The organism is Enterobacter cloacae complex sp. 677-3DZ2D5B (assembly GCF_004136695.1).
GTDB classification, from domain to species: domain Bacteria; phylum Pseudomonadota; class Gammaproteobacteria; order Enterobacterales; family Enterobacteriaceae; genus Enterobacter; species Enterobacter hormaechei_C.
Genome location: NZ_QFLS01000001.1, coordinates 529,792 through 556,617, shown reverse-complemented (window position 1 = coordinate 556,617; position 26,826 = coordinate 529,792). Strand labels below are relative to the sequence as shown.

Annotated in this window: 27 protein-coding genes; 11 read left to right on the top strand and 16 right to left on the bottom strand. The window is 56.3% G+C overall.

Annotated elements, in window-relative coordinates:
• Positions 1–566 precede the first annotated feature (566 nt).
• A complete protein-coding gene (gene rne, locus DD597_RS02745; RefSeq protein WP_129255932.1) occupies positions 567–3,683 on the top strand; it encodes a ribonuclease E in 3,117 nt (1,038 codons plus the stop codon).
• A 40-nt stretch (positions 3,684–3,723) separates the two neighbouring features.
• Here the strand turns inward: rne and DD597_RS02740 are convergent, their stop codons facing one another.
• The gene (locus tag DD597_RS02740) at positions 3,724–4,662 is read right to left on the bottom strand and encodes a LysR family transcriptional regulator (RefSeq protein WP_003857974.1); all 939 of its coding nucleotides are present in this window, start codon (positions 4,660–4,662) and stop codon (positions 3,724–3,726) included.
• 109 nt (positions 4,663–4,771) lie between these two features.
• Here DD597_RS02740 and DD597_RS02735 point away from each other — a divergent pair, with 109 nt between their 5' ends.
• On the top strand, positions 4,772–5,983 hold the full coding sequence (locus DD597_RS02735; protein ID WP_129255930.1) for an MFS transporter: 1,212 nt from the start codon (positions 4,772–4,774) through the stop codon (positions 5,981–5,983).
• Between the two features lie 75 nt (positions 5,984–6,058).
• Here DD597_RS02735 and flgL read toward each other — a convergent pair whose 3' ends face one another.
• The 11 genes from flgL to flgB form a co-directional block, all read right to left on the bottom strand.
• Entirely contained in the window at positions 6,059–7,012 is a 954-nt protein-coding gene (gene flgL / locus DD597_RS02730; RefSeq protein WP_003857977.1) for a flagellar hook-associated protein FlgL, read from the bottom strand.
• 16 nt (positions 7,013–7,028) lie between these two features.
• On the bottom strand, positions 7,029–8,669 hold the full coding sequence (flgK, locus tag DD597_RS02725; RefSeq protein WP_129255929.1) for a flagellar hook-associated protein FlgK: 1,641 nt from the start codon (positions 8,667–8,669) through the stop codon (positions 7,029–7,031).
• Positions 8,670–8,744: 75 nt separating this feature from the next.
• Positions 8,745–9,698: a flagellar assembly peptidoglycan hydrolase FlgJ gene (gene flgJ / locus DD597_RS02720; protein WP_100154702.1), complete on the bottom strand. Its 954-nt coding sequence runs from the start codon at positions 9,696–9,698 to the stop codon at positions 8,745–8,747.
• Positions 9,699–10,796 carry a flagellar basal body P-ring protein FlgI gene (locus DD597_RS02715; protein WP_003857984.1) on the bottom strand — a complete coding sequence of 366 codons (1,098 nt, stop codon included), beginning with the start codon at positions 10,794–10,796 and terminating at the stop codon, positions 9,699–9,701.
• A 12-nt stretch (positions 10,797–10,808) separates the two neighbouring features.
• The gene (gene flgH, locus DD597_RS02710) at positions 10,809–11,507 is read right to left on the bottom strand and encodes a flagellar basal body L-ring protein FlgH (protein WP_003857987.1); all 699 of its coding nucleotides are present in this window, start codon (positions 11,505–11,507) and stop codon (positions 10,809–10,811) included.
• Positions 11,508–11,564: 57 nt separating this feature from the next.
• Positions 11,565–12,347: a flagellar basal-body rod protein FlgG gene (gene flgG, locus DD597_RS02705; RefSeq protein ID WP_000625853.1), complete on the bottom strand. Its 783-nt coding sequence runs from the start codon at positions 12,345–12,347 to the stop codon at positions 11,565–11,567.
• Positions 12,348–12,358: 11 nt separating this feature from the next.
• Positions 12,359–13,114, bottom strand: a complete 756-nt coding sequence (locus tag DD597_RS02700) for a flagellar basal body rod protein FlgF (protein ID WP_058656911.1) — start codon at positions 13,112–13,114, stop codon at positions 12,359–12,361.
• Positions 13,115–13,134: 20 nt separating this feature from the next.
• Entirely contained in the window at positions 13,135–14,343 is a 1,209-nt protein-coding gene (gene flgE / locus DD597_RS02695; RefSeq protein ID WP_003857992.1) for a flagellar hook protein FlgE, read from the bottom strand.
• Between the two features lie 26 nt (positions 14,344–14,369).
• Positions 14,370–15,080 carry a flagellar hook assembly protein FlgD gene (gene flgD, locus DD597_RS02690; RefSeq protein WP_129255928.1) on the bottom strand — a complete coding sequence of 237 codons (711 nt, stop codon included), beginning with the start codon at positions 15,078–15,080 and terminating at the stop codon, positions 14,370–14,372.
• An 11-nt stretch (positions 15,081–15,091) separates the two neighbouring features.
• Positions 15,092–15,496, bottom strand: a complete 405-nt coding sequence (gene flgC, locus DD597_RS02685) for a flagellar basal body rod protein FlgC (RefSeq protein WP_129255927.1) — start codon at positions 15,494–15,496, stop codon at positions 15,092–15,094.
• 3 nt (positions 15,497–15,499) lie between these two features.
• Positions 15,500–15,916 (bottom strand): flagellar basal body rod protein FlgB, encoded by a 417-nt coding sequence (gene flgB, locus DD597_RS02680; protein WP_003857999.1) that lies wholly within the window; start codon positions 15,914–15,916, stop codon positions 15,500–15,502.
• A gap of 157 nt (positions 15,917–16,073) precedes the next feature.
• On the opposite strand from flgB, the gene flgA reads away from it, so the two are divergent.
• From flgA to flgN, 3 genes are all read left to right on the top strand, one after another.
• Complete coding sequence (gene flgA / locus DD597_RS02675; protein WP_003858001.1) at positions 16,074–16,733, top strand: flagellar basal body P-ring formation chaperone FlgA; 660 nt, start codon at positions 16,074–16,076, stop codon at positions 16,731–16,733.
• Positions 16,734–16,826: 93 nt separating this feature from the next.
• Positions 16,827–17,120, top strand: a complete 294-nt coding sequence (gene flgM / locus DD597_RS02670; RefSeq protein WP_003858002.1) for a flagellar biosynthesis anti-sigma factor FlgM — start codon at positions 16,827–16,829, stop codon at positions 17,118–17,120.
• A 4-nt stretch (positions 17,121–17,124) separates the two neighbouring features.
• Positions 17,125–17,550, top strand: a complete 426-nt coding sequence (flgN, locus tag DD597_RS02665) for a flagella biosynthesis chaperone FlgN (protein ID WP_003858003.1) — start codon at positions 17,125–17,127, stop codon at positions 17,548–17,550.
• A gap of 59 nt (positions 17,551–17,609) precedes the next feature.
• Here the strand turns inward: flgN and murJ are convergent, their stop codons facing one another.
• The 4 genes from murJ to rimJ form a co-directional block, all read right to left on the bottom strand.
• Positions 17,610–19,145 carry a murein biosynthesis integral membrane protein MurJ gene (murJ, locus tag DD597_RS02660; RefSeq protein WP_023324447.1) on the bottom strand — a complete coding sequence of 512 codons (1,536 nt, stop codon included), beginning with the start codon at positions 19,143–19,145 and terminating at the stop codon, positions 17,610–17,612.
• A gap of 129 nt (positions 19,146–19,274) precedes the next feature.
• Positions 19,275–20,198, bottom strand: a complete 924-nt coding sequence (locus DD597_RS02655) for a Gfo/Idh/MocA family protein (protein ID WP_023315806.1) — start codon at positions 20,196–20,198, stop codon at positions 19,275–19,277.
• 2 nt (positions 20,199–20,200) lie between these two features.
• Entirely contained in the window at positions 20,201–20,851 is a 651-nt protein-coding gene (locus tag DD597_RS02650) for a YceH family protein (protein WP_129255926.1), read from the bottom strand.
• Positions 20,852–20,860: 9 nt separating this feature from the next.
• Positions 20,861–21,445, bottom strand: coding sequence for a ribosomal protein S5-alanine N-acetyltransferase (gene rimJ, locus DD597_RS02645; protein ID WP_003858007.1), 585 nt, complete (start codon positions 21,443–21,445; stop codon positions 20,861–20,863).
• A gap of 236 nt (positions 21,446–21,681) precedes the next feature.
• Here rimJ and mdtH point away from each other — a divergent pair, with 236 nt between their 5' ends.
• The 6 genes from mdtH (at position 21,682) to solA (ending at position 26,803) form a co-directional block, all read left to right on the top strand.
• Positions 21,682–22,890 carry a multidrug efflux MFS transporter MdtH gene (gene mdtH / locus DD597_RS02640; protein WP_003858008.1) on the top strand — a complete coding sequence of 403 codons (1,209 nt, stop codon included), beginning with the start codon at positions 21,682–21,684 and terminating at the stop codon, positions 22,888–22,890.
• Positions 22,891–22,988: 98 nt separating this feature from the next.
• On the top strand, positions 22,989–23,549 hold the full coding sequence (locus DD597_RS02635; protein WP_023305855.1) for a lipoprotein: 561 nt from the start codon (positions 22,989–22,991) through the stop codon (positions 23,547–23,549).
• A gap of 128 nt (positions 23,550–23,677) precedes the next feature.
• Positions 23,678–24,724 carry a dihydroorotase gene (gene pyrC, locus DD597_RS02630; RefSeq protein ID WP_023315804.1) on the top strand — a complete coding sequence of 349 codons (1,047 nt, stop codon included), beginning with the start codon at positions 23,678–23,680 and terminating at the stop codon, positions 24,722–24,724.
• Between the two features lie 74 nt (positions 24,725–24,798).
• Positions 24,799–25,044 (top strand): DNA damage-inducible protein I, encoded by a 246-nt coding sequence (dinI, locus tag DD597_RS02625; RefSeq protein WP_003858011.1) that lies wholly within the window; start codon positions 24,799–24,801, stop codon positions 25,042–25,044.
• Between the two features lie 273 nt (positions 25,045–25,317).
• Positions 25,318–25,572 (top strand): biofilm formation regulator BssS, encoded by a 255-nt coding sequence (bssS, locus tag DD597_RS02620; protein ID WP_003858012.1) that lies wholly within the window; start codon positions 25,318–25,320, stop codon positions 25,570–25,572.
• Positions 25,573–25,684: 112 nt separating this feature from the next.
• Positions 25,685–26,803 (top strand): N-methyl-L-tryptophan oxidase, encoded by a 1,119-nt coding sequence (solA, locus tag DD597_RS02615; RefSeq protein WP_003858013.1) that lies wholly within the window; start codon positions 25,685–25,687, stop codon positions 26,801–26,803.
• The last annotated feature ends 23 nt before the right edge of the window (positions 26,804–26,826 follow it).

The following is a 26,826-nucleotide window of genomic DNA, read 5'->3' as shown; positions in this document are numbered from 1 at the left end:
GGCGATTCTAAATAGCGTCAGGCATTAGCGCCACTCATTTTTCTATGCTTATATTTACTTTTATCCGGACCGCTCCCCTTTCGCGCAATCGATTTGGTGGTTATTAAACCAATCACCCCGTTGAAGTGAAGAAACTGTGAGTAACCGGGTGATAATTGGTAAAAGTCATCTTGCTATAACCCGGCGAGCAGTGGAATAATGAATCCGTTTTCCGCGTTAAATCCGGGTTTTGTAAGGATGTCGACGGAATGACCAATTTTGTCTGACCGATCATCCACGCAGCAATGGCGTAAGACGTATTGATCTTTCAGGCAGTTAGCGGGCTGCGGGTTGCAGTACTTCCCGGTATAAGGATTGTTCTCTGGAGAGTTTTCCCAGGCAATTCCCCTGATAATTGCGCTGTGTTTCCGTATGAAACACAGGCAACCGACACTCTGCGCCTCTTAAGCGAGCGACAACCGTGAGGTTGGCGACGTGAATAGACACGAGGCCATCGGTTCATACCCCGGAAAGCGTCACCTTGCCCGCAGCTTTGTCGTCAATGTAAGAATAACGAGTAAGTTACGATGAAAAGAATGTTAATCAACGCAACTCAGCAAGAAGAGTTGCGTGTCGCCCTTGTGGATGGGCAGCGCCTGTACGATCTGGATATCGAAAGTCCTGGACACGAACAGAAAAAAGCGAACATTTACAAAGGCAAAATCACCCGCATTGAACCAAGCCTTGAAGCTGCATTTGTCGATTACGGTGCTGAGCGTCACGGTTTCCTTCCTCTCAAAGAAATCGCCCGCGAATATTTTCCTGCAAACTACAACTCCCATGGCCGTCCGAACATTAAAGATGTTCTGCGTGAAGGTCAGGAAGTTATCGTCCAGATCGATAAAGAAGAGCGTGGCAACAAAGGTGCCGCACTGACCACCTTTATCAGTCTGGCAGGAAGCTATCTGGTGTTGATGCCAAACAACCCGCGTGCGGGTGGCATCTCTCGCCGTATCGAAGGTGATGACCGTACAGAGCTGAAAGAAGCGCTGGCAAGTCTTGAGCTGCCAGACGGCATGGGCCTTATCGTGCGCACCGCAGGCGTCGGCAAATCTGCCGAAGCATTGCAGTGGGACCTGAGCTTCCGTCTGAAGCACTGGGAAGCCATCAAGAAAGCGGCTGAAAGCCGTCCTGCTCCGTTCCTGATCCACCAGGAAAGCAACGTCATTGTGCGTGCCTTCCGTGATTATCTGCGTCAGGACATCGGTGAAATTCTGATTGATAACCCGAAAGTGCTTGAGCTGGCTCGCCAGCACATCGCCGCGCTGGGTCGCCCGGATTTCACCAGCAAAATTAAACTGTACACCGGTGAAATCCCGCTGTTCAGCCACTATCAGATTGAATCCCAGATCGAGTCTGCCTTCCAGCGTGAAGTGCGTCTGCCGTCCGGCGGTTCTATCGTTATCGATACCACCGAAGCGCTGACCGCTATCGACATCAACTCCGCGCGTGCAACCCGCGGCGGCGACATCGAAGAGACCGCCTTCAACACCAACCTAGAAGCCGCTGATGAAATCGCCCGCCAGCTCCGCCTGCGCGACCTGGGTGGTCTGATTGTTATCGACTTCATCGACATGACCCCGGTTCGCCACCAGCGTGCGGTTGAAAACCGTCTGCGTGAAGCGGTGCGCCAGGATCGCGCGCGTATCCAGATTAGCCATATCTCGCGCTTCGGCCTGCTGGAAATGTCCCGTCAGCGTCTGAGCCCGTCACTCGGCGAGTCCAGCCATCACGTCTGCCCGCGCTGTTCCGGGACAGGTACCGTGCGTGACAATGAATCGCTCTCCCTCTCTATTCTGCGTCTGATTGAAGAAGAAGCGCTGAAAGAGAACACCAAAGAGGTTCACGCCATTGTTCCGGTGCCGATTGCCTCCTACTTGCTGAACGAAAAACGTGCAGCGGTGAGCGCAATCGAAGCGCGTCAGGGCGGCGTTCGCTGCATCATCGTGCCAAACGACGAGATGCAAACCCCGCACTATCACGTGCTGCGCCTGCGTAAAGGTGAAGAGACAAGCACCCTCAGCTACCTGCTGCCGAAGCTTCATGAAGAAGAAATGGCGCTGCCATCGGATGAAGAGCCTGCCGAGCGTAAACTGCCTGAGCAGCCTGCATTAGCAACCTTCATCATGCCGGAAGCCCCGCCGGAAGCGACGCTGGAAAAACCAGCGGCAAAACCTGCCGTGCAAAAGGCGGCCCCTGCCGCGGCAAAAGCGCAGCCTGAGCAGCCGGGTCTCCTGAGCCGCATCTTCGGCGCGCTGAAAAAAATGTTTGCTGGCGAAGAAGTTCAGCCTGAGCAGCCGAAAGAAGCGCCAAAAGAAGCGAAACCAGAGCGTCAGCAGGACCGTCGTAAGCGTCAGAACAATCGTCGCGATCGTAATGACCGCAACGACCGTAGCGATCGTAACGAGCGCCGTGATAATCGTTCCGAGAACAACGAAGGTCGTGAACAACGCGAGGACAACCGTCGCAACCGTCGCGAGAAGCAACAGCAGAACGTTGAAGATCGTGAGATTCGCCAGCAGGCGGGCGATGAGTCCGAGAAGAGCAAACAGCGTGACGAGCAGCAACCTCGCCGCGAGCGTAACCGTCGTCGTAACGACGAGAAACGCCAGGCCCAGCAGGAAGTCAAAAACCTGAACCGCGAAGCGCCTGTTGAACAGCAGGACACGGAGCAGGAAGAGCGTACTCAGGTTATGCCGCGTCGTAAGCAGCGTCAGCTGACCCAGAAAGTGCGTGTGGGTGCTGTTCAGGCGGAAGAAAACGACGTTATCGCGGTTGAAGCAGCAGAAAGCACAACGGGTACACAGGTTGCGAAAGTTGACCTGCCAGCCGTAGTAGAAAATCAGGTTGAGCAGGACGAAAGCAGCGAAAACCGTGACAACGCAGGTATGCCGCGTCGCTCCCGTCGTTCTCCGCGTCATCTGCGCGTGAGCGGTCAGCGTCGTCGTCGTTACCGTGACGAGCGTTACCCAACTCAGTCGCCAATGCCATTGACCGTGGCGTGTGCGTCACCAGAGATGGCATCCGGTAAAGTCTGGATCCGTTATCCGGTTGCTCGCCCGGAGCAGGCTATTGAAGAACAGGCTGTGACCCAAGAGGTGATTGCACCGGTAGCAGCGGTGGAAGACGTCGTGACTGAAGCGGCAACCGTGGTTGAACCGCAGGTTGTTGACACGGCGGCACCGCAGGCTGTGGAAGTGGAAACGACTCATCCTGAAGTCATTGCTGCGCCGGTTGATGCCGCTCCGCAGATCATTGCCGAAGAAGATACCGTGGTGGCTGAAGAAGTCGCGGAAGACGCTGAGCCAGTCTCCGCAGCAGAAGAGACCGCAGACGTTGCCGTCGAAACGGTGACTGAAGAGGTTGTTCAGGACGTCGAGATTCAGGTTGAACCTGTTGTCGAAGAGGTCAAAGCGCCTGAAGTGAAATCAGAGCCGATTGAGGTCGTTGCAGCTGTAGCGCCTGCTCACGTTGCTACCGCGCCGATGACTCGCGCCCCGGCACCTGAGTATGTGCCTGAAGCGCCACGCCATAGCGACTGGGTTCGTCCGGCATTCAACTTCGAAGGCAAAGGTGCTGCCGGTGGTCACAGTGCAACGCACATGGCTACTGCGCCAGCTACTCGTCCTCAGCCTGTTGAATAACGCACGCTAATACTGAAAGCCGACCTTCGGGTCGGCTTTTTTATGGCTGTTGCAGGGGCTTTCTCATTCCGGTGACCTCCGGCATTATCTGCCGCATCAGCTCCAGAAAACGCCGCAAGCGCGCCGGATAATAACGAGACCAGGGGTAAACCAGATGTACCGGTAGCGCTGCCGGCTGCCACTCTGGCAGTAGATGCACCAGTCGTCCTTCCTGAATATCATCCTGTACTGTCCAGCTGGATACCACCGCAACGCCTAGCCCGGTGAGTGCCGTATTGCGCGCCACATACAGGCTGTCGGTACTCAGGCGTGGCGTAATGGTAACCCGCGTCGGGGCAGATGATGCATCGTGGAAAAGCTCCACATGGCGTTGATAAAAAGAGCTGATGGCAATCCAGGGAAGCTGTTGCAAATCTTCCGGCGTTTTAACCGCGGGATAACGGGCCAGTAATTCCGGTGAAGCCACCACCGAGCGCGGCACTTCAGCCAGCAGCACGGACACGGTTGCCGGATCGACTTCCACACCCACCCGAATAGCACAGTCAAGGTTGTCGCCGAGGAAATCAACCGAGCGATCGTTGAGCATCCACTCAACAGAAAGCTGGGGATAGCGCTGCAAAAATTCGGTTAACGGTTTAAGAAGCTGATCCTGGCCAAACGCGTGCGGGGCGCGCACCCTCAGCACCCCAACCGGTTCATCTTCCGTCTGCCCTACCTCGTCTTCCAGCGCCAGCCAGCTGTCAATCACCCGTCGGGCATGCTGATAGCAGCGTTCGCCGTCATCGGTCAGCCGGGTCGTATGGGTTGTGCGCAGCATCAGGCGTACTCCCAGTATGGTCTCAAGCGACTGCAACCGTCGGCTCACCGTTGCCTGGGTTGTTGCCAGCTGACGTGCTGCCGCAGAAAGAGACCCCGCCTCCACAATGCGAACAAACGTTCGCATCAGTTCTACCCGATCTATACGCTCAGGCCTTTTCATACCATTTCCATCCATACGCTACACGTATAAGCGTTTTACCACCGCGCCCGCTACCGTCGCAAGGCGTACTGATAAAAAATAGCCGCACACGACGAATGAGGAACATCTTATGAACACAACTACCACCCGGGCCGTAAGCCGCTGGGTAATCTTAATGCTGGCACTCGGTGCGGGCTTTAGCGTGGCATCCATCTATTATGCCCAGCCTCTGCTGCCGCTGATGGGCTCAGACCTGAACCTGAGTATCGAAGGCATGGGCATGGTCCCGACGCTTACCCAGGCGGGTTATGCCTTAGGTATCCTGTTTCTGCTCCCGCTCGGCGATCGTCATGATCGCAGAACGCTGATCCTGATAAAAAGTGCGGCTCTGGCGCTGTTCCTGCTGGGTTGTAGCCTGACCGGACAACTGCACTCCCTGCTGCTCACCAGCCTGCTGATTGGCATGGCCGCCACCATGGCGCAGGATATTGTCCCGGCCGCAGCGATCCTCGCGCCGGAAGGCAAACAGGGAAAAACGGTCGGCACGGTGATGACCGGCCTGCTGCTGGGGATTTTGCTCTCCAGAACCGTGAGCGGCGTGGTGGGTGAGGCCTTTGGCTGGCGGGTGATGTATCAGCTGGCCGCCGCAAGTATTGCCTTTGTCGGCGTGGTCATGTGGGCCGTGCTTCCCCGCTTCGCCGTTCACTCCACGCTGAGCTACCCGGCGCTGATGCGCTCCATGGAACACCTCTGGCGCCGCTACCCGGCGCTGCGTCGGGCCGCGCTGGCCCAGGGTTTTCTGTCGATTGCCTTTAGCGCATTCTGGTCAACGCTGGCGGTCATGCTGCTGGAACGGTATCACCTTGGCAGCGCCGTGGCGGGTGGATTTGGTATTGCCGGAGTCGCTGGCGCGCTGGCCGCACCGCTGGCAGGTGGTCTGGCAGATAAGCTGGGCGCCGGTAAAGTCACGCAACTGGGTGCCGCGCTGGTGACCCTCTCGTTTGCCCTGATGTTCCTGATGCCGGCACTGGGTATACACGGTCAGTTGATCCTGATTGCCCTCTCCGCGGTCGGTTTCGATCTCGGCTTGCAGTCCAGCCTCGTGGCCCACCAGAATCTGGTCTACAGCCTTGAGCCGCAGGCCCGTGGACGCCTGAACGCTCTGCTGTTTACCGTCATTTTCATCGGAATGGCGCTGGGTTCGGCATTAGGCAGCAATATCTACACGCTGGCAGGCTGGTCTGGCGTGGTGGCTCTGGCAACCCTGTGTGGTGCCATTGCGCTGGCTATCAGAGTGATTGAAAGCGCCCGGGTGCTGTCCGCACAGGCAGAAAGTGTGTAAAAAAAATGCCCAACCCGGACGGGTTGGGCAGTCAAAACATGCCCAGTTTCAAGACATGTTAAACAGGTCAGAGTCTTATCTGTTCATCTGGAACAAAGACATACCCTGCATATCGCTAAAGGCTTTATACGAGGCCTGCAACGCCGCCTGCTGCATGGTGTAGGACGAAATCACCGAGTTCCAGTCCACGTCAACCAGGTTACTCATCTGCTGGGTCTGACCCAGCGCACGGTCTTCACCCAGAGCGTCCAGCTTGCCCAGCTCATCCAGCTTGATGCCGAGGTCGGCGCGCACGGTCAGCACGTTGTTGAGGGAGTTGCTCAGGCCACGGTTGGCTTTATCAATAGCCGCCGTAAACGCCTCGGCTTTCGTTTCATCCTCCCCAATCGGCGTATTCAGCGCTTCAATTGCGGAGTCGAGGATCTTGAACAAATTCGTTTCCGGTTTACTACCATCTGGCTCTGGCTTCGCATTGCTGGTGAAGCTATCGAAAACTTCAGTGCCCGTATGGCTGATTTGCATCGTGCGCGCGGAGTCAACCTGCTGGCTGATTGGCGTTCCGCCGCCCTTATAATCACCCGTAGTCTGGTCGAAAGCCGCCGCTTCGGTCTTGTAACCGGAAAAAATATAGCGGCCGTTACCGTCCGTGCTGTTAGCCAGGTTCATGAGCTGATCGCGAATACCTTGCAGGTTCGTGGCCAGCGAAGCGCGGTCATCGTCACTTAACGTACCGTTGCCCGCATTGACAATCTTTTCCTGAGCAGCCTGGATAGCGGTTGTCACTTGCGATAACACGTTCTCTTCCAGCGAGACTTTCGTCGTAGCGAAGGAGCGCGCCAGCGCATACTGGCTGTTTTGCGTTTGTGCCTGAGAGAGCACAACGGCCTGCGAAGCGGCAATCGGATCGTCAGATGGACGATTGATGCGCTTCCCCGTAGACATCTGCTCGCCGTAGCTGAGCCAGAGACTTTGGGAGTTCGTCACGCCGCGCATGCTTTGCTCATACATCATTTGAGTACTAATACGCATTTTTTATGCCTCAGCCTTAGCGGATATTGATCAATGCATCAAACAGCGTGCTCGCCGTTTGCAGCACCTGCGCATTCGCCAGATAGTACTGCTGATAGCGTTGCAGGTTGCCATACTCTTCATCCAGGTTAACCCCGGAGATTGACTGCTGTTGTTTGGTCAGCTGCGTCACCACGTTAACTTTGGTTTCGCTGCTGGTTTTCAGCGACGCCGTGGTGCTGCCCACCGTACTGACCAGCGCGGCATAAGCATCGTTAAAGGTTTTGTTCCCCCCCACCAGCTTAGCGCTCTGCAAATCCAGCAGCTTCTGGCCATTGGTATTGTCGCTTTCGCCGCTTCCTTGCGCGGAGGCCATCGCCAGTTTGGATTCGTCGCTGATCGCAACGTCCATATTCACAATGACGTCATTCACCGGTTTGACGATGAAACTGTCTTTATTATTGGCTGAGCCGCTAATCTTAATGTTAAGACCATCAAACGACAGATTACCGCTGGCGTCAGGCTTGGCCGTGAAGCTGGTGTTGTCCGACAGACGCGTGATTGTCCAGTCAGTACCGTTGTACTCAACTTTGTAGTTTGTCGCCTGGACCTTGGTACTGTCCGTCATCGTTGCCGTAACGGACGCGCTTCCGGTGTTTTTGCCGTTACTCAGCACTGCCGGGGAGCCAAAATCAAACAGCTTGCCGCCTTTATCTCCGTTGGCGTCAAAGCCCGCCTGGTGCTGGGTATTCATGGCATCCGCAAACGCCAGCGCCATCTGGTTGAGGGTATTTCGCGCCTGATCCAGATCCTGAGAACGGAACGTTAACAGCCCTCCAAGCGACCCCGTGGTGATCTGTTTTTCTGAGATCTCCACGTTGCCTGCTGCGGCATCCACATACGCAATCGTCGTACGCGCTGGGTCCGCACTGGATTTCACCGCCGCCAGCTGACTTGCGTTGCTGCCCTGTACCAGGGTGTAACCGTTGGCGATAGAGATGTTATACGTGCCGCTGTCCTGTACGGTAACGTCCACACCGACAATCTTGTTCAGTTCACTCACCAGCTGATCGCGCTGATCGAGCAGTTCGTTCGGGGATGCGCCCGCCCCTACGCCAGTCAGCCGGGAGATCTGATCGTTAAGGTTAGCAATCTGCTTCGCATAGTTATTGATCTGATCAACGCTGGTAGAAATCGCCGTATTGACCTGCGCATCCTGATCGCGGAGATATTGATCGTTGGTTTTAAACTGGTTTACCAGACCATCCGCCTTACCGAGCACCGTCTGGCGTGCAGCCGGATCTTCTGCGTTACTCACCAGCGTTTGCAGGCTTTTAAAGAAATCCTGGAGGTTGGCAGAAAGCGAGTTCGTGGTATCCGACAGCACGTCGTCAATTTTTGACATCTGCTGGTAGCGCGTGGTCAGCCCACTGCTCTGGTTCTGCGCCGCACGCAGCTGGTTGGTGATAAACGCATCATATTCACGCTGAACGCCGGAGACATAGACCCCGTTACCCACCCAACCACCACCGGTCAGGGTGCTGTTTGATGCCCCCAGAATGGTGGTCTGGCGGGTATAACCTGCCACGTTGTAGCTTGAAATATTATTACTGACGGTATTGAGTGCCGACTGCGCAGCACTGAGGCCACTCATGGCGCTGTTAATCAAACTGGACATGGGGGTTCCTTTTATACGTTCAGACACGAGTCCTGATGAAGGTTATCGGCAACCTCCTCCGGGACTTGAGAACTTTCAGAACAGATTTTCGAGATCTGTGCTATATGCTTTGCTGACCTTCTCAGACATAGATTTCAGCTGCTGGATCATGCTGGTCAGCTTGCGTGCATAGTTTGGATCGGTTGCGTAGCCGGCATTCTGCAATGCCTGAGCGCCCTGCTCTGGCGTGGCGGCCTGGGTCACCGCGGTGTAGCGCGGATTCCGGCTCAACAGCCCGACATAATCCGACAACGCTTCCAGATACGAGCTGTAGACGCGGAATTTGGCTTTCACCTTCACTGCCGCACCGTTCTCATATTCGGTGGTGGTGATTTCCGTGGTCGGCCCTTTCCAGCTGGAGGTGGCCTTCACGCCAAAGATGTTGAAGCTCGGCTCGCCGTTCTCCCTGCGGATCTGACGTTGCCCCCAGCCCGACTCCAGCGCCGCCTGCGCCAGAATCAGATGGTGCGGCACGCCGCTCTCTTCACTGGCAAGACGCGCCGGCAGGGAGAGCTGCGCCAGGAAGTCTTTGCTGTCGCCGGAGAGCGGCTCGTCACGCGTTTCTGCCGGCTTCGGCATCGCCTTACGCACCATCTGCGTTAGCGCCTGATTTTGATAACTGGTCACCTTTTCCAGATCAAACTTCAGCGGCACCTGCGGCGGAGCCTCTTCAGGCGGGAGTACCTGAGCGGCTGCGGTCTGCTTCACGATCATGTCCGCCAGGCCGAGCCCCTTTCCGGCGGTCATTTGCTGGGCAATCTGCTGATCGTACATGCTGGTGTAAAGCCGCGTGGAATCACTGCTGAACATGCCGTCTTTCGGCAGAGTTTCACGCATGCTTTTCAACATCATCTGCACGAACATGCCTTCCACCTGACGGGCAACCGGGCGGATATTCGCCGCCGGATCCTTGCCCGCTTTGGTTTTCAGCTCGTTGAGCGACTGGGCATCCCAGGCGGCACTGGTCAACAGTTTGCTATCGGTCAGCATTTAGATGATTTCCAGTTTAGCGCGCAGGCAGCCTGCACTTTGCATGGATTGCAGAATGGACATCAGATCCATTGGCGTTGCACCCAGCGCATTCAAGGCACGCACCACGCTGTTCAGGTTGGCGCTGGAGCGCACGCTCTGCAACGAACCGCCGCTCTGTCGTAAATCAATCTGCGTTTGCGGGGTCACTACCGTCTGACCGCCACCAAACGGGGTATCCGGCTGGCTGACGTTGGCCGAGCGGTTAACCGTGACGGAGAGATTGCCCTGCGCCACGGCGCAGCTGTCCAGCGTCACTTCGCGGTTCATCACCACCGAGCCGGTACGGGAGTTGATAATGACTTTCGCATCCTGAACCGGCACGTTCACTTCCATATTCTGGATATCGGCCAGCATCCGCACCTGGTTGCTGCTGCCGGTTGACGTGCGGATCTGCACGGTGCGGGCATCCAGCGCGGTGGCGCTGCCGTAGCCCCGGCTGCGGTTGATGGTGTCAGCGATCTGCTGCGCCATCGTAAAGTCTTCGTTATTCAGTTGCAGGTTAATGGTGTTGCCGGTGCCGAACTGGGTCGGCAGCTCACGTTCGATGATCGCGCCGTTGGTAATACGTCCCCCGTTCAGCTGGTTCACCTGCACGCTGCTGCCGCCCGCCGACGCACCTGCTCCGCCAACCAGAATGTTGCCCTGCGCCAGAGCATACACCTGGCTGTCGACGCCTTTCAGCGGCGTCATCAGCAACGTACCGCCACGCAGGCTTTTGGCATTACCCATCGACGAGACAACCACGTCGATGGTCTGCCCCTGACGCGCAAAGGCCGGATAAGACGCGGTCACCATCACGGCCGCCACGTTTTTCAGCTGCATGTTGGTCCCGGCCGGTACGGTAATACCGAGCTGCGAGAGCATGTTGTTCAGGCTCTGGGTGGTGAACGGCGTCTGGGTCGTCTGGTCACCCGTCCCATCCAGCCCCACCACCAGGCCATAGCCAATCAGGGAGTTTTCGCGCACGCCCTGCACGCTGGTGAGATCGCGTATGCGATCGGCCTGCGCAACGGTAGCGACCAACGACAGCGCCACGGCGAAGAGAAATTTATACATAGGTCACCTCGCTTACATCGGCGATAGGTTAAGGAAGAAGCGTTGCAGCCAGCCCATATTTTGCGCTTCGTTGATGTAGCCGTTGCCGACGTACTCAATGCGCGCATCCGCCACCTGGGTGGACGGTACGGTGTTGGTGCCGCTGATAGTGCGAGGGTTAACCACACCGGAGAAACGAATGAATTCCGTACCCTGGTTAATGGCGATCTGTTTTTCGCCCACCACGTGCAGGTTGCCGTTTACCAGAACCTGGTCAACCGTTACCGTCAGCGTTCCGCTGAAGGTATTGCTGGCGTTCGCGCCACCTTTACCGTTAAAGGTGTTGCCGCCGGAGGCTTCCACATCCGCACGGGCGTTGCCGAACAGCCCTTGCAGATAGCGCGGTACGGTGTCGAAGCCAAAATTGGTTTTGCCGTCGCGGCTGGCGTTCGCCGACGAGCTCTTGCTCGCGCTGACGTTTTCCTGCAACACAATGGTCAGCGTATCGCCGACGTTACGCGGACGACGGTCTTCAAACAGCGGCTGATAACCGTAGTTAATCGGCTGCGCGGTCTGGAAAATAGAACCGTTCACCACCGGCGCGGGGCCGGGAACGGGTTGGGCGGTAGTCGCACCCTGTACCAATGGTTTAGACGGGATCCAGGCACACCCGCTGAGGGTGACGGCCAGAACAGTCAGGATCGGATAACGAAACGCCGCGTTTTTTTGCATTGCCTTCATCTTCGAAAACAGGGAGCCGGTGCGACGTTTACCGCACCGGGCTACACCTTAGAGTTGCGTCAGTTTTTGCAGCATCTGGTCGGTCGTCGACACTGCTTTACTGTTAATTTCATAGGCGCGCTGGACCTGGATCATATTCACCAGCTCTTCCGCCACGTTAACGTTCGAGGTTTCCACATACCCCTGATACAGCAGCCCCGCCCCGTTCAGGCCCGGGGTACTTTCATTTGGCGTGCCGGAAGACTGCGTTTCGGTGTAGAGGTTCTCACCGATGCTTTCCAGTCCGGTATCGTTCATGAAGGTCGTCAGATTGAGCTGTCCAACCTGGACCGGCGCGGCCTGACCTTGCTGAGTGACGCTGACGATACCGTCACGACCAATGGTGATACTCAGCGCGTTCGCCGGGATGGTGATCGCAGGCTGAACCTGGAAGCCGCCCGCTGTCACCAGCTGACCATTCTGATCCACCTGGAACGAACCATCGCGGGTATAGGCGGAGGTCCCGTCAGGCAGCTGCACCTGGAAGAAACCCTGACCTTTGATGGCAACGTCTTTACTGTTGTTGGTCTGGGACAGGTTGCCCTGGCTGTGCAGACGCTCGGTGGCAACCGGGCGCACGCCGGTACCAATTTGCAGACCGGACGGCAGCGTGGTTTGCTCAGAAGACTGCGCCCCTGGCTGACGAATCGTTTGATAAAGCAAATCTTCGAAAACCGCACGCTGGCGCTTGAAACCATTGGTGCTGACGTTTGCCAGGTTGTTGGCAATCACATCCATATTGGTTTGCTGTGCGTCCAGACCGGTTTTCGCGATCCATAAAGAACTGATCATAGGAAGTCCTGTTAACTCATAGCCAGAAGTTGGTTAGCCTTGCCTGCGTTTTCATCGACGCTGCTGATAATTTTCATCTGCATTTCGAAGCGGCGGGCGCTGGCGATCATGTCGGTCATGGCTTCTACCGGTTTGACGTTACTGCCTTCCAGCACGCCGGACATCACGCGGATGGTCGGGTCGGCCTGTAACGTGGCGCCACGCGTAGCCTGCGCCGCCTGGGTCAGACGGAACATCCCGTCATCGCCACGCTGCACTTCGTTGCCTTCCGCTTTCACCAGCTTCAGACGACCGACAGGCGCAACGGTGTTAGCCGGGTCGCCCGGGTTTAACGCCGAAATCGTCCCGTCTGCCGCAATGGTCAGCTCTGACCCTTCCGGCACCGTCAACGGACCGGCTTCGCCCATCACCGGATGCCCCTGAATCGTCAGCTGCCCGGTGGAGCTCACCTGGATATTACCGTTGCGGGTATACCCTTCCCCGCCGTCAGCCGTTTGCACCGCCAGCCAGCCGTCCTGCTGAAGGGCAACGTCCAGCGGACGCGCGGTGTAATCCATCTGGCCTGGCGTCATGTCGGCGCCCGGCGTGGAAGCGGTGACCAGCGTACGCGTGGGCAATGACAGCCCTTCTACCGGCACCGCACGCAGCGCGTTGAGCTGCGCACGAAAACCTGGCGTGGAGGCGTTCGCCAGGTTGCTGGCGGTAACAGCCTGCTGGTTGAGCGTCTGGCTTGCTGCGCCCATCGCTGTATATATTGCGTGATCCATTGCGCTTTCCCGTCAGCTGCTTAACGCAGGTTAACCAGCGTGTTAAGGATCTGATCCTGGGTTTTGATGGTCTGCGCGTTGGACTGGTAGTTACGTTGCGCGACGATCATGTTCACCAGCTCTTTACTCAGATCGACGTTAGAGGCTTCCAGCGCGCCGTTGGTCAGCGTGCCGAAGTTACCGGAACCCGCAGTACCCAGCAGGGCAACACCGGAAGACTGCGTGGCAGACCAGACGTTGTCCCCTTCGGATTTCAGGCCTTCGTTGTTGGCGAAGTTTGCCAGCACGATCTGGCCCAGCACCTGGGTCTGTTCGTTCGAATAGTTACCGACAACGGTACCGTCATCGTTGATCTGGTAGCTCACCAGATCGCCCGGCTTATAACCGTTCTGGCTCGTCGCCACGATGTTGTTCGCACCGGTATTCTGTTGCATGGAGTTGGCGAAACTCATGTCAAACGTGGCTGGCGTCGCGCCCGGAACGGTGCCCGTTGTGATCTTGATATCATCGCCACCCGTCAGCACGCCGCTCGCGTTAAAGGTCAGCGTGGTTGCCAGTTTCGCGGCATCTCCTGCTACGCTGCCGTCCTGGGAATACACCTTCCAGGAGTTAGCTGGCGTCGCGTTTTTGACATAGAACAGGTTCATGTTGTGCGCATTACCCTGGCTGTCAAACACCGTCACGGTGCCTTTCTTGTTGTAAGAGTCAGGGTTGGCCGGGTCGAAGGCGACGGTTGGTGCAGTATCGGTGGAGTTCAGGTTGATCTGCTGAGAGGCCGTGGTGGTGGACTTCGCCGCCATCAGCGTCGTTGGGATGGAGATCGCCTGCGGATTCGCACCGGTTTGCACCGTAGGCGGCGTGCCGGCAACCGGATAACCGGTTAACTGAAGCCCCTGCATGTTCACCAGGTTACGGTTTTCATCCAGCTTGAACTGGCCGTTGCGGCTGTAGAATACGGAACCGTTGGCATCCACCATACGGAAGAAACCGTTCTGGCTGATGGCGACGTCCAGACCGCGACCGGTGTTGGTGGTCGTCCCGTCGGTGAAGTCCTGGGTGATACCCGCCACCTTCACGCCCAGGCCCACTTTAGAGCCTGCAAACATATCTGCAAAAGACGCAGAACCGGATTTAAAACCATAGGTCGCGGAGTTGGCGATGTTGTTGCCAATGACGTCCAGGTTGGTGGCCGCAGCATTCAGGCCGCTGACCGCTTGAGAAAAGGCCATGACTTACTCCTGATAAGTATGAAGGCTTAGATAATCTGCCGAACTTCGTCGAGTGTGGTGGTACCGGAGGTACCCAAATCCAGTTTGTTACCATCGCTACCTTTGATGACGCCCTGAACCAGGGCAAACTGTAGCGGCTGAGCCACCAGCTGAGTGGTGCCGTTGCTGGCGCTAATCGCAACCTGATACGAGCCGTTAGGCGCTTTAGTGCCGTCGGTCAGGCTGCCATCCCAGGTAAAGGTATGAACGCCCGCTTTAAGCTCGCCAATCTCAATCGTGCGCACCACGTTGCCGCTGGCGTCTTTGATGGTGGCGGTGACTTTGTCGGCCGGCTGCTGCAACTCAACGCCAAACGGCGTCGTGGTGGTGGTGGACGTGGCATCGGTGGTGCTGGTGCCCGCCAGAATCGTGGTCCCCGGGATCATCACCCCGTGCCCGATCAGGTTGGCGGCCTGCAAGGACTGGCTATTATCGATTTGACCGGAGACCGAGCCGAGCGTGGTGTTCAGTTTCTCAATGCCGCTGACGGTACTGATCTGCGCAAGCTGCGTGGTCAGTTCGTTGTTCTGCATCGGATTGGTCGGGTCCTGATTTTTCAGCTGCGCCACCAGCAGGGTCAGGAAGCTGCTCTGTAAATCGGAGGCATTGCTCCCGGTGAGAGAGCTGGAACCGGTCGCACTGCTGGTGCTATTGACGCCGGTATTTGTCGGGTCATTCACGTTTACGGCGATGGACATGCGTGTCTCCTTTACTGGCCGAGAGTGAGTGTTTTGAGCACCATGCTCTTCACGGTATTAAGCACTTCGACGTTTGCCTGGTAGCTGCGCGACGCGGACATGGAGTTCACCATTTCCCCGACCACATCCACGTTCGGCATTTTCACGTAGCCGCTGGCATCCGCGAGCGGGTTGCCTGGCTCGTAAACCAGCTTGTCGGGTGCCTGGCTCTCAACCACGTCCGCCACTTTTACGCCGCCCGTTGCCGCACCCGGTGCAGCATCAACCTGGAAGACAACCTGTTTAGCGCGATACGGTTGCCCGTCAGGGCCGGTCACGCTGTCGGCGTTGGCCAGGTTACTGGCGGCCACGTTCAGTCGTTTAGACTGCGCCGTTAATGCCGAACCGGCGATATCAAAAATATTCAGCAAGGCCATTTACTAATTGCCCCCCTGTAGGACGGTCATCATGCCTTTAATTTGCCCGCCGAGTAGCGTCAGGCCTGTCTGGTATTGCAGGCTGTTATCGGCAAACTGTGTGCGCTCCCTGTCCATGTCGACGGTGTTACCATCAAGCGAGGGCTGATCGGGAATACGGTAAAGCAGGTCGGTCGTTGGCGCGGTCATCGCCTGAGCGGGAATATGACGTGAGGATGTCAGGGCCAGTGAGACACCCGTTCCTTCGGCACGTCCACGCTCCATCACTTTTTTGAGTTCACTGGAAAAATCAATATCGCGCGCCTGATACCCGGGGGTATCCGCGTTGGCGATATTGGCGGCTAAAATCTCCTGCCGCTGGGCGCGTAAATTGAGCGCTTCCTGCTGAAAACGTAACGCGGCGTCGAGTTTATCGAGCATGTCTCCTCCGCTGATGAGAAAATTTCAGTTCACAGCTTAAATCTCAAGGCGTCTCCCTTATCGACGGAATAAGCGCAAAATGCGTCGCTATTTGTTGCGTTGATGGAAAACCACTGCGGGTAGAATTTGCTTAATTCTGGACATGGTGGAACGTGCGATGCGGACTTTTAAACGTGGCCTGGCGGCGACCCTACTGCTTTTGAGCCCTCTGGTGCAGGCTGAGGGGTTAGAGGACCAGCTCAATGCATTCTTTGCGCAGAAGCTGGCCGGTTTCAGCGATGACGTACGCGTGACCGTGCGCACCCCGCCTAACCTTTACCCTTCCTGCGAAGCCCCGTCATTTAGCGTGACCGGCAGCACAAAGTTATGGGGTAACGTGAACGTGCTGGCGCGTTGCGCCAATGAAAAACGGTATTTACAGGTTGCGGTACAGGCGACGGGCAATTATGTTGTCGCCGCCGTTCCGATTCCGCGAGGCAGCCTGCTGCAACCTGACAGCGTAACGCTGAAGCGAGGCCGTCTGGATCAGCTTCCACCGCGGACGATGCTGGACATTAACCAGGCTCAGGAGGCGGTCAGCCTGCGCGATGTCGCCCCTGGACAGGCGATACAGCTATCCATGCTGCGCCAGGCATGGCGGGTGAAAGCGGGACAACAGGTGATGGTGGTCGCCAATGGCGAAGGCTTTAGTATCAACAGCGAAGGAAAAGCGCTGAATAATGCCGCAGTGGCGCAAAATGCCCGGGTCAGAATGTCCTCAGGCCAGGTGGTCAGCGGCACGGTCGGTCCTGATGGGAATATTCTGATTAACCTGTAATCTTTTTAAAGATTTCGCGGCGACTGCCGATAAATATTCAACAAATGATGATGTCAGGCGCAAACGCCGCGAACCCTCGATGAGGACAACACTATGAGCATTGATCGTACATCAGCCCTGAAGCCGGTTAGCACTGTACAACCTCGCGAAACGAATGAGGCTGCCCCGCAAAAAACGCGTCTGGAAAAAACGTCGACGGCTAACAGCACCAGCGTCACGCTGAGCGATGCGCAGTCGAAGCTGATGCAGCCAGGCAGCAGCGATATCAACATGGAACGTGTTGAAGCGCTGAAAACGGCTATCCGTAACGGCGAACTGAAAATGGATACCAGCAAAATCGCTGATGCGCTGATTCAGGACGCACAGAGTTTCCTCCAGAGTAACTAACCGTATGAGTCGACTGTCAGAAATACTGGATCAGATGACGGTGGTCCTGAACGACCTGAAAACGGTGATGGATGCCGAACAGCACCACCTCTCTTCTGGTCAAATCAACGGCAGCGCGTTGCAACGCATAACTGAAGATAAAAGCTCGCTGCTGGCGACCCTGGATTATCTGGAAAAACAGCGACGCGCTGAGCAAGACGCGAAACGCAGCGCCAATGATGAGATCAACGAACGCTGGCAGACCATTACAGAAAAAACCCAGCATCTTCGCGATCTCAACCAGCATAACGGCTGGCTGCTGGAAGGTCAGATTATCCGTAATCAGCAGGCGCTTGAGGTGTTAAAGCCCTATAAAGAGCCGGGGCTGTACGGTGCGGATGGTCAGACGGCCACGGCACGTATCACGGGCGGGAAAAAGATTTCGATTTGACGCAGTAGCGGCACGTCATGAAGCGGGGAGCACCTTCTGGTGAACTCCCCTTTTGACGTTTATACCGTGCGGCGGGCGAATTCTTTCACCTTGAAGCCAAGCACCGCCAGCGTGGCAAAGTACGCCACCACCCCGACCGCCACCACGGCCATCAGACGCATCAGGCGGTAAGGCATGGTGCCCTGCGCCCATTCAGGCATGACATACAACATGCCAACCAGCGCAGCCGCCATCACCACTACCGCGATCGCCAGACGCAGCAGGAAGCTTGCCCAGCCCGGCTGCGGTGTGAAGATATCCTGCTTGCGCAGCTGCCAGTACAGCAGCCCGGCGTTTAGACAGGCCGCCAGACCAATCGACAATGACAGCCCCGCGTGTTTCAGCGGTCCAATAAAAGCGAGGTTCATCAGCTGCGTCATAATCAGCGTCACAATGGCAATCTTAACCGGCGTTTTGATGTCCTGACGTGAATAGAAACCGGGCGCAAGCACCTTCACGACGATCAGCCCCATCAGCCCCACCGAGTAGGCTACCAGTGCACGCTGGGTCATGGCGGCATCAAAGGCGGTGAATTTTCCATACTGGAACAACGACACCGTCAGCGGTTTTGCCAGGATCCCCAGCGCCACCGCGCTTGGCAATGCCAGCAGAAAACAGAGACGCAGTCCCCAGTCCATCAGGCGGCAGTATTCATCGTGGTTGCCGCTGGCGAAACTTTTCGACAGCGACGGCAGCAGAATAGTCCCCAGCGCCACGCCCAGCACCCCTGATGGAAACTCCATCAGACGATCGGCGTAGTACATCCAGGACACCGAGCCCGACACCAGGAAAGAGGCGAAGATGGTATTGATGATCAGTGAGATCTGGCTGACGGACACGCCGAGTATCGCCGGTCCCATCTGTTTAATAACGCGCATTGCACCCGCATCTTTGAAACTAATGCGCGGCAGAACCAGCATGCCGATCTTTTTCAGGTGCGGAAGCTGGTAAGCAAGCTGTAACACCCCGCCGACGGTCACGGCCCAGGCCAGCGCCAGCACCGGTGGGTTAAAATGCGGCGCGGCGAACAGCGCAAAGCCAATCATGCTGACATTAAGGAACGTGGGGGCAAAGGCCGGCACGGAGAAGCGGTTCCAGGTATTCAGGATGGCACCCACCAGCGACGCCAGCGAAATCAGCAGAATATAGGGGAAGGTTATCCGCAGCAGTTGCGTCGTCAGGGCAAATTTATCCGCCGTGTCGGCAAAGCCCGGTGCCGTTACCATGATTACCCAGGGCGCTGCCAGCATGCCCAGGACGGTCACGATCGCCAGCGCCAGCGTCAGTAAACCGGAAACGTAAGCCACAAAGACGCGGGTGGCATCTTCGCCCTGCTTGCTTTTATATTCCGCAAGGATCGGGACAAATGCCTGTGAGAAAGCCCCTTCGGCAAAAATACGGCGCAGCAGGTTCGGCAGCTTGAACGCAACGAAAAAGGCGTCAGTCGCCATCCCTGCGCCAAAAACCCTTGCCACAATGGCATCGCGCGCAAAGCCAAGCACGCGGGAAAACATGGTCATCGAGCTGACGGCCGCCAGCGATTTTAATAAGTTCATTAACGTGAAGTTCCACAACCCTACGGATTTCCAGGACGGATAAGCGAAAGCGCCACCCGGCAAAGCCAACAAGCGGCGCTTAGTCTAACCGGATTTCAACGAATTACTATCGGCAGATGTTACAGCGAGTTATTCCGACATGGCTTCGCGCCAGAGTCGTTCCACGATGCGCTGCGCCAGAATGGCCTGCTCCCCGGACGTTTCAGGAACCGTCTGATTCTGCACGCAGGTGATGAAGTGACGCGCGCAGCCCACAAAGCCACGCTGTTCCAGGGTGCTCTGCCAGCCGGGAACGGGTAACGCAACCACGCCATTGCCCTTCTCTTCCCGCCACTCTCGCATATCGGTGACGTCATACAGCGCGCCATCCGTAACGGCCTGCACGGACTCGCGCTGGCTGCCCGCCCGACGATGCATGCTGGTCGTCACCTGCAAATGCTCAACGGCAAAATGATGTTCGGCGTAAACCATCTCACCCTGCTCGCTGGTCAACAGCGTGCCGCTTTGCAGCTGGGCTTTTCCGTTACTCAGCCACAGGGCCGTATCCACGACGTGGAGATAATCATCCAGCAGCGTGAAGCGCAGATCGTTCGGCCCCACGCTGTCGGTACGGTGCTTATCCATACGCAGAGAGGCGAACGAGCCGGACTGCGCTTTAAGCTGCTGATAGAGGGGCGCAAAACGGCGGTTGAAGCCGACCATCAGCGTCAGCTTTTTACGCGCGGCCAGCTCAATCAGTCGCTCAGCATCCTGTACATTTTCCGCCAGGGGTTTATCCACGCAGACGTGAACGCCTGCATTCAGCAACTCGCTCACCACCTGGTAGTGCGTCGCGGTTGAGGTATGCACAAATACCGCATCACATTCACGGGCTAAATCCTGTAGCGAACCGGCATAAGGGATGCGCCAGGTTTTGCAGATGCGCTCTGCTTTCTCGCGGGTGGGCGACCACGCCCCTTGCAGCGTCCAGTCTGACGCGGCGCCTAAAACGGGCAGCCAGGCTTTTTGCGCAATCCCTCCCAGCCCCACAACACCAATGCGTAAGGTTGTCACGATTAATCTCCCAGATGTGCGAGTAACGCATCCAGACGCTGCTTCAGCCCGGCAACCTCGTCTTCCAGGGCTGCCACGCGCGCGGTCAGGCTTTCGTTTGATGCTGGCGTGTCGGATACGACGGCCAGCGCAGAGGGCTCCACGTCGCCGCTAAACAGGTGCATGTAGCGGCTTTCACGCTTGCCCGGTTCGCGGGGCAGACGCACCACGTAGGGACCGTCCTCGCGTGAGGCTAATCTCTCCAGCGTCTGTTCAACGTCCTGCATATCCTGAAACTCATGCATGCGGGAGGCGCGTGTGCGCAGTTCCCCCGGCGTCTGCGCCCCGCGCAGCAGCAACGTGGTGATAACGGCCACTTCCGCAGCGCTGAGTTTTAAATCGCCAAATTCAGAATTACAAAAGCGCTGTTCATATTTAGTGACGCGGTTACCGAAGCCGCTGACGGTGCGCAGGTAGTGGCGCTTCACCAGCTCATCAAGGATATCCTGCACCTCGTGCTCGCCAAGGTTCATCACCGGCTCACGGTTCGTCTTCTGGTTGCAGGCCATCGTGACGGCATTCACGGACAGAGGATACTGTTCCGGCGTGGTGACCTGCTTTTCCAGAAGGCAGCCGATCACGCGCGCTTCGGCGCCATTTAACTGATATTTCATCTTTTCTCCTTAACGACCCGCGGTCCACTCCTGCGTGGTGAGCGCGGTGAGCACATGGTCCCGCCACTCGCCGTCAATCAGCAGATAATCTTTGGCATAGCCTTCTTTCTCAAACCCCAGGCGGGCCAGCAGATCGCCGCTGCGCTTATTGTGCGGCATGTAGTTAGCCATAATGCGATGGATATGTTGCGTGCGCTGCATGTAGCGAATCGCCGCCGTCAGCGCCTCAAACATGAGCCCCTGTCCCTGCCATTTCTGGCCGATGGAATACCCGAGATAGCAGGCGTGAAACGACCCGCGTACCACGTTTGAAAAATTGGCAATGCCAACGATCTCTTTCTCTTCCGGATCGAGAAGCGCGAAATAAAACGCACTTCCCTGTTTATGAAATTCCGCAATCATACTGAGGCGCGCCTGCCAGCCAGAGGGGTAGCAGTGGCTCTCGTCCCGAACGGGTTCCCAGGGTTTTAAAAACTGGCGATTCTCGGCGTAATAATCCGCCAGACGCCAGGCATCACGCTCATGCACCAGACGAACGACCAGCCTGTCCGTCGTCAGACGCACTTTTGGCACATTACTGCGATAGCCAAACATCGTTACCACTCCTTCCCGTCGCTTCTGCTCTGCCTGTTAGCTTTACTATACCTGTGCCTGCGCCTTCTGTGAAAACAGTGACATACCATTTTGATCGCTTTTCACATTTTTCGATGAGAACTCTCTATCAAAGCACCTTTTTGATAAAAAAATATTGTCGCCAGCGGGTATGGGAAAAAGCGCGGCGACACCGCAGAATGTTAGCGTGCTCACCTTTTATTTTCCCTGGAGGGAAAATGTCCCGCGTATCACAGGCCAGGAGCCTGGGTAAATATTTCCTGCTCGTCGATAACATGCTGGTCGTGCTCGGCTTTTTTGTCGTTTTTCCGCTTATATCAATTCGTTTTGTCGATCAAATGGGCTGGGCGGCATTGATGGTCGGGATCGCGCTGGGTCTACGCCAGTTTGTACAACAGGGTCTGGGCGTGTTTGGCGGCGCAATAGCTGACCGCTTCGGTGCAAAACCGATGATCGTCACCGGCATGCTGTTACGTGCGGCGGGATTCGCCACCATGGCAATCGCTCATGAACCCTGGCTGCTGTGGTTCTCCTGTTTCCTTTCCGGGATTGGCGGCACCCTTTTCGACCCACCGCGTACCGCGCTGGTGGTTAAGCTTATCCGTCCGCAACATCGGGGGCGCTTCTTCTCGATTTTGATGATGCAGGACAGCGCAGGCGCGGTGGTGGGCGCCCTGCTGGGAAGCTGGCTGCTGCAATACGATTTCCGCCTGGTTTGCGCCACCGGTGCGGTGTTGTTTATTCTCTGCGCGCTGTTTAACGGTCTGTTTCTGCCCGCATGGAAGCTGTCGACGGTGAAAGCGCCTGTGCGGGAAGGGCTTGACCGTGTGCTAAGCGATAAACGCTTCGTCACCTATGTGTTAACCCTGACCGGCTACTACATGCTCGCCGTGCAGGTCATGCTGATGCTGCCCATTATGGTTAACGATATTGCCGGCACGCCGGCAGCGGTGAAATGGATGTATGCCATTGAGGCCTGCCTCTCACTGACTCTGCTCTATCCAATTGCCCGCTGGAGCGAGCGCCGTTTCCGGCTTGAGCACCGTCTGATGGCCGGGCTGTTGCTGATGACGCTGAGCATGATGCCCATCGGTCTGGTAAGTTCGCTTCAGCAACTGTTTATGCTGATCTGCACCTTCTATATTGGCTCAATCATTGCCGAGCCAGCCCGTGAAACGCTGAGCGCGTCACTTGCCGACGCCCGGGCCCGGGGCAGCTACATGGGCTTCAGCCGTCTCGGGCTGGCGCTTGGCGGCGCGCTGGGTTACACCGGTGGCGGCTGGCTGTTTGATGCCGGAAAAGCGCTCCATCAGCCGGAGCTGCCGTGGGTCATGCTCGGCATGGTCGGCTTTATGACGCTGATTGCCCTCTGGTGGCAGTTCAGTGATAAACGCAGCACCCGCGGGATGCTGGAGCCTGGCGCCTGACCTCTTACATTATCAGTTTTTTCTGCTGGTTTCTGTAGGATCACCCTGACATACTGGCGTATCAGGACAGATGCGCCGATTTTATGTTGAGGAACGCCATGAAAAAGATCGTTATTGCCGCTGCGTTAATTGTCAGTGGTCTGCTGGTGGGATGTAACCAGCTTACGCAGTACACCGTCAGTGAGCAGGAAATTAATCAGGCGCTGGAAAAACATAATAACTTTTCAAAAGATATCGGCGTGCCCGGCCTTGCGGATGCGCATATCGTCCTGACGAATCTCGCCAGCCAGATTGGTCGCGAGGAGCCTAACAAAGTCACCCTTTCCGGCGATGCCAGCCTCGATATGACCTCGCTCTTCGGCAATCAGAAAGCGGATATCAAGCTGAAGCTCAAGGCGCTGCCGGTCTTTAATAAAGAGAAAGGGGCAATTTTCCTGCAAGAGATGGAAATCGTCGATGCGGTTGTAACGCCGGATAAAATGAAACCGGTGCTGCAAACGCTGATGCCGTATCTCAACCAGTCGTTGCAGAACTACTTTAACCAACAACCTGCCTATGTTCTGAGCGAAGACAAAAGCAAAGGTGAATCTCTGGCGAAAAAATATGCCAAAGGGATAGAGGTGAAACCGGGTGAAATCATCATCCCTTTCACCGACTAAATACTCCGGGCGCTCAGGCGCCCGTTTTTTTTAACGGAATAGTGTGCAAACGAAAACGTTTCCGCTTATGATTTGTGTCCGGCAAAAACAGCCATCTTATGACTGATCTCTTTCAAGCCGGAGCTTCCATGACTGTACAATCCCAGGTTCTCAAAATCCGCCGCCCAGACGACTGGCATATCCATCTTCGTGATGGCGACATGCTGAAAACCGTCGTGCCGTATACCAGCGAAATTTATGGCCGTGCGATTGTTATGCCTAACCTGGTTCCGCCAGTCACTACCGTCGAGGCCGCGATTGCCTATCGCCAGCGTATCCTTGACGCCGTTCCGGCCGGGCACGATTTTACCCCGTTGATGACCTGCTACCTGACGGACTCGCTGGATCCCAATGAGGTTGAGCGCGGGTTTAACGAAGGTGTGTTCACCGCCGCGAAGCTCTACCCGGCGAATGCCACCACCAACTCCAGCCATGGGGTGACCAGTATCGACGCCATCATGCCCGTTCTGGAGCGTATGCAAAAACTGGGCATGCCGCTGCTGGTGCACGGGGAAGTGACCCACGCTGACATTGATATTTTCGATCGCGAAGCACGTTTTATCGAAACGGTCATGGAGCCGCTGCGCCAGCGTCTTCCGGGGCTGAAAGTGGTGTTTGAACACATTACGACTAAAGATGCCGCAGAGTATGTCCGGGATGGAAACGAGCTGATTGCCGCCACCATCACCCCGCAGCACCTGATGTTTAACCGTAACCACATGCTGGTGGGCGGCGTTCGCCCACATCTGTATTGTCTGCCGATCCTCAAGCGCAACATCCACCAGCAGGCGCTACGTGAGCTGGTCGCTAGCGGCTTCCCGCGCGCGTTCCTCGGCACGGATTCCGCCCCGCATGCCCGTCACCGTAAAGAGGCGAGTTGCGGCTGTGCAGGCTGCTTTAACGCCCCGACCGCCCTGGCAAGTTACGCAACCGTGTTTGAAGAGATGAATGCGTTAGACCATTTCGAAGCCTTCTGCTCCCTTAACGGCCCGCGTTTCTACGGTCTGCCGATCAATGACACGTTCATTGAGCTGGAGCGCAAAGAAAGCCAGGTTGAAGCGTCGATTGCGCTCACCGACGATACGCTGATCCCCTTCCTGGCCGGTGAAACCGTAAACTGGACGGTAAAACGCTAAAAAACTGTCGCCCCCTGTTGTCAAACCGACAATATAACTGTATAAATAAACAGTATATTACACAGGGGGCATTTATGCGTATTGAAGTCACCATTGCCAAATCCACCGTCCTGCCTGCTGGCGCACTCGACGCTCTGGCGGGTGAACTATCCCGACGTATTAACAGCACTTTTCCTGAAAACGATGGCGCCGTAACGGTACGTTATGCGACAGCAAACCATCTTTCCGTCATCGGCGGTGCGAAAGAAGACAAAGAACGCATCAGCGAAATTTTGCAGGAAACATGGGAAAGCGCCGACGACTGGTTCATCACTGATTAAAATTTGCTCCCTCATTGTGTTTTTTGCCGGGTCGCCCCGGCTTTTTTTCGTTTCGTCTCCTGAAAGTTCAAAATATTTCAGCATCTTCTTAGAAAATCGTGAACAAGATGGCGTTTTATTGTTCGAACAATCCTAAAAAGCAGAAAAATGTGTTGCTACCCGTTTATTTTTTCCTGCTGAACCCTTATTAATTGATATACTGAAATTGCTTTCAGAAAAACATGCATTGAACCTCAAAGTCGTTGTCTTCTAACACGCATTAAGGGGGTTATAATGGAAAAGAATAGTGAAGTGATCCAGACCCATCCGCTTGTTGGCTGGGATATCAGCACCGTAGACAGCTACGATGCGCTGATGCTGCGTTTGCACTACCAGACCCCAAATCAGCTAAACCGTGATGAAGCGGAAGTTGGACAGACGCTGTGGCTTACAACAGACGTCGCCCGTCAGTTTATCTCTATTTTGGAAGCAGGCATCGCAAAAATAGAATCTGGCGACTACCAGGAAAATGAGTATAAACGGCATTAATCTTACGCCTCTTCACTCAACAGGCACCCTCGCGGTGCCTTATTTATTTCGTTCTTGTATAAGCCTACATAGTTAATTACTCTGCTAACAAAGCGTTAGTAAAGAGAAGCCTATGAAATACGATTTGATCATTATCGGAAGCGGCTCCGTAGGATCTGCCGCCGGTTATTACGCCACGCAGGCGGGTCTGAATGTGCTGATGATTGACGCCCATCGTCCTCCCCACTCTGAAGGAAGCCATCACGGCGATACCCGTCTGATCCGTCACGCTTATGGCGAAGGTGAGCGCTATGTACCGCTGGTGCTTCGGGCTCAGACGCTGTGGGATGAGCTGGCCGCCCTCACCGAAGAACGCATTTTTGAGCGCACCGGGGTCGTTAACCTGGGGCCAGCCAGCTCCACGTTTCTGGCGACCGTCGAGGAGAGCGCGAAAGCCTACCGCCTGGACGTCGAGCGTCTGGATGCGAACGGCATCATGGCGCGCTGGCCGGAAATTTCTGTCCCTGAAGACTACATTGGGTTGTTTGAAGCCAACTCTGGCGTACTGCACAGCGAAACGGCCATTAAGACCTGGATTGATCTCGCCGCCAAAGCGGGCTGCGCGCAGTTGTTCAACTGTCCGGTCACGGGCATCACCCACCATGCAGAGGGTTCAACCGTCACCACCTCTGAAGGTGAATATACCGCCACGCGTCTGCTGGTGAGTGCGGGAACGTGGGTGACGAAACTGCTGCCGGACCTGCCCATCCAGCCGGTGCGCAAAGTCTTCTCCTGGTTCCAGTCTGACGGGCGTTACAGCAGTCAGAACAAATTCCCGGCGTTTACAGGCGAGTTACCTAATGGCGACCAGTTCTACGGTTTCCCCTCGGAAAAAGACGCGCTCAAGATTGGCAAACATAACGGCGGGCAGGTAATTTCCTCTGCGGAAGAACGCAAACCGTACGGCGCTTATCCGCAGGATGGTTCCGAAGCCTTCACGTTTCTGCGTAATATCCTGCCGGGTGTAGGCGGGTTGCTTTACGGCGCAGCGTGCACCTACGACAACACCCCGGATGAAGACTTTATCATCGACACCCTGCCGGGGCACGACAACACCCTGCTCGTAACCGGGCTCAGCGGTCACGGGTTTAAATTTGCCTCTGTGTTAGGTGAAATCGCCGCCCAGTTTGCTCAGGGGATAGCGCCTTCGTTTGATCTCAAGCCCTTCGCGCTCTCGCGCTTTGATCGATAATACCTCTTCAGGCTCCGAGTAAC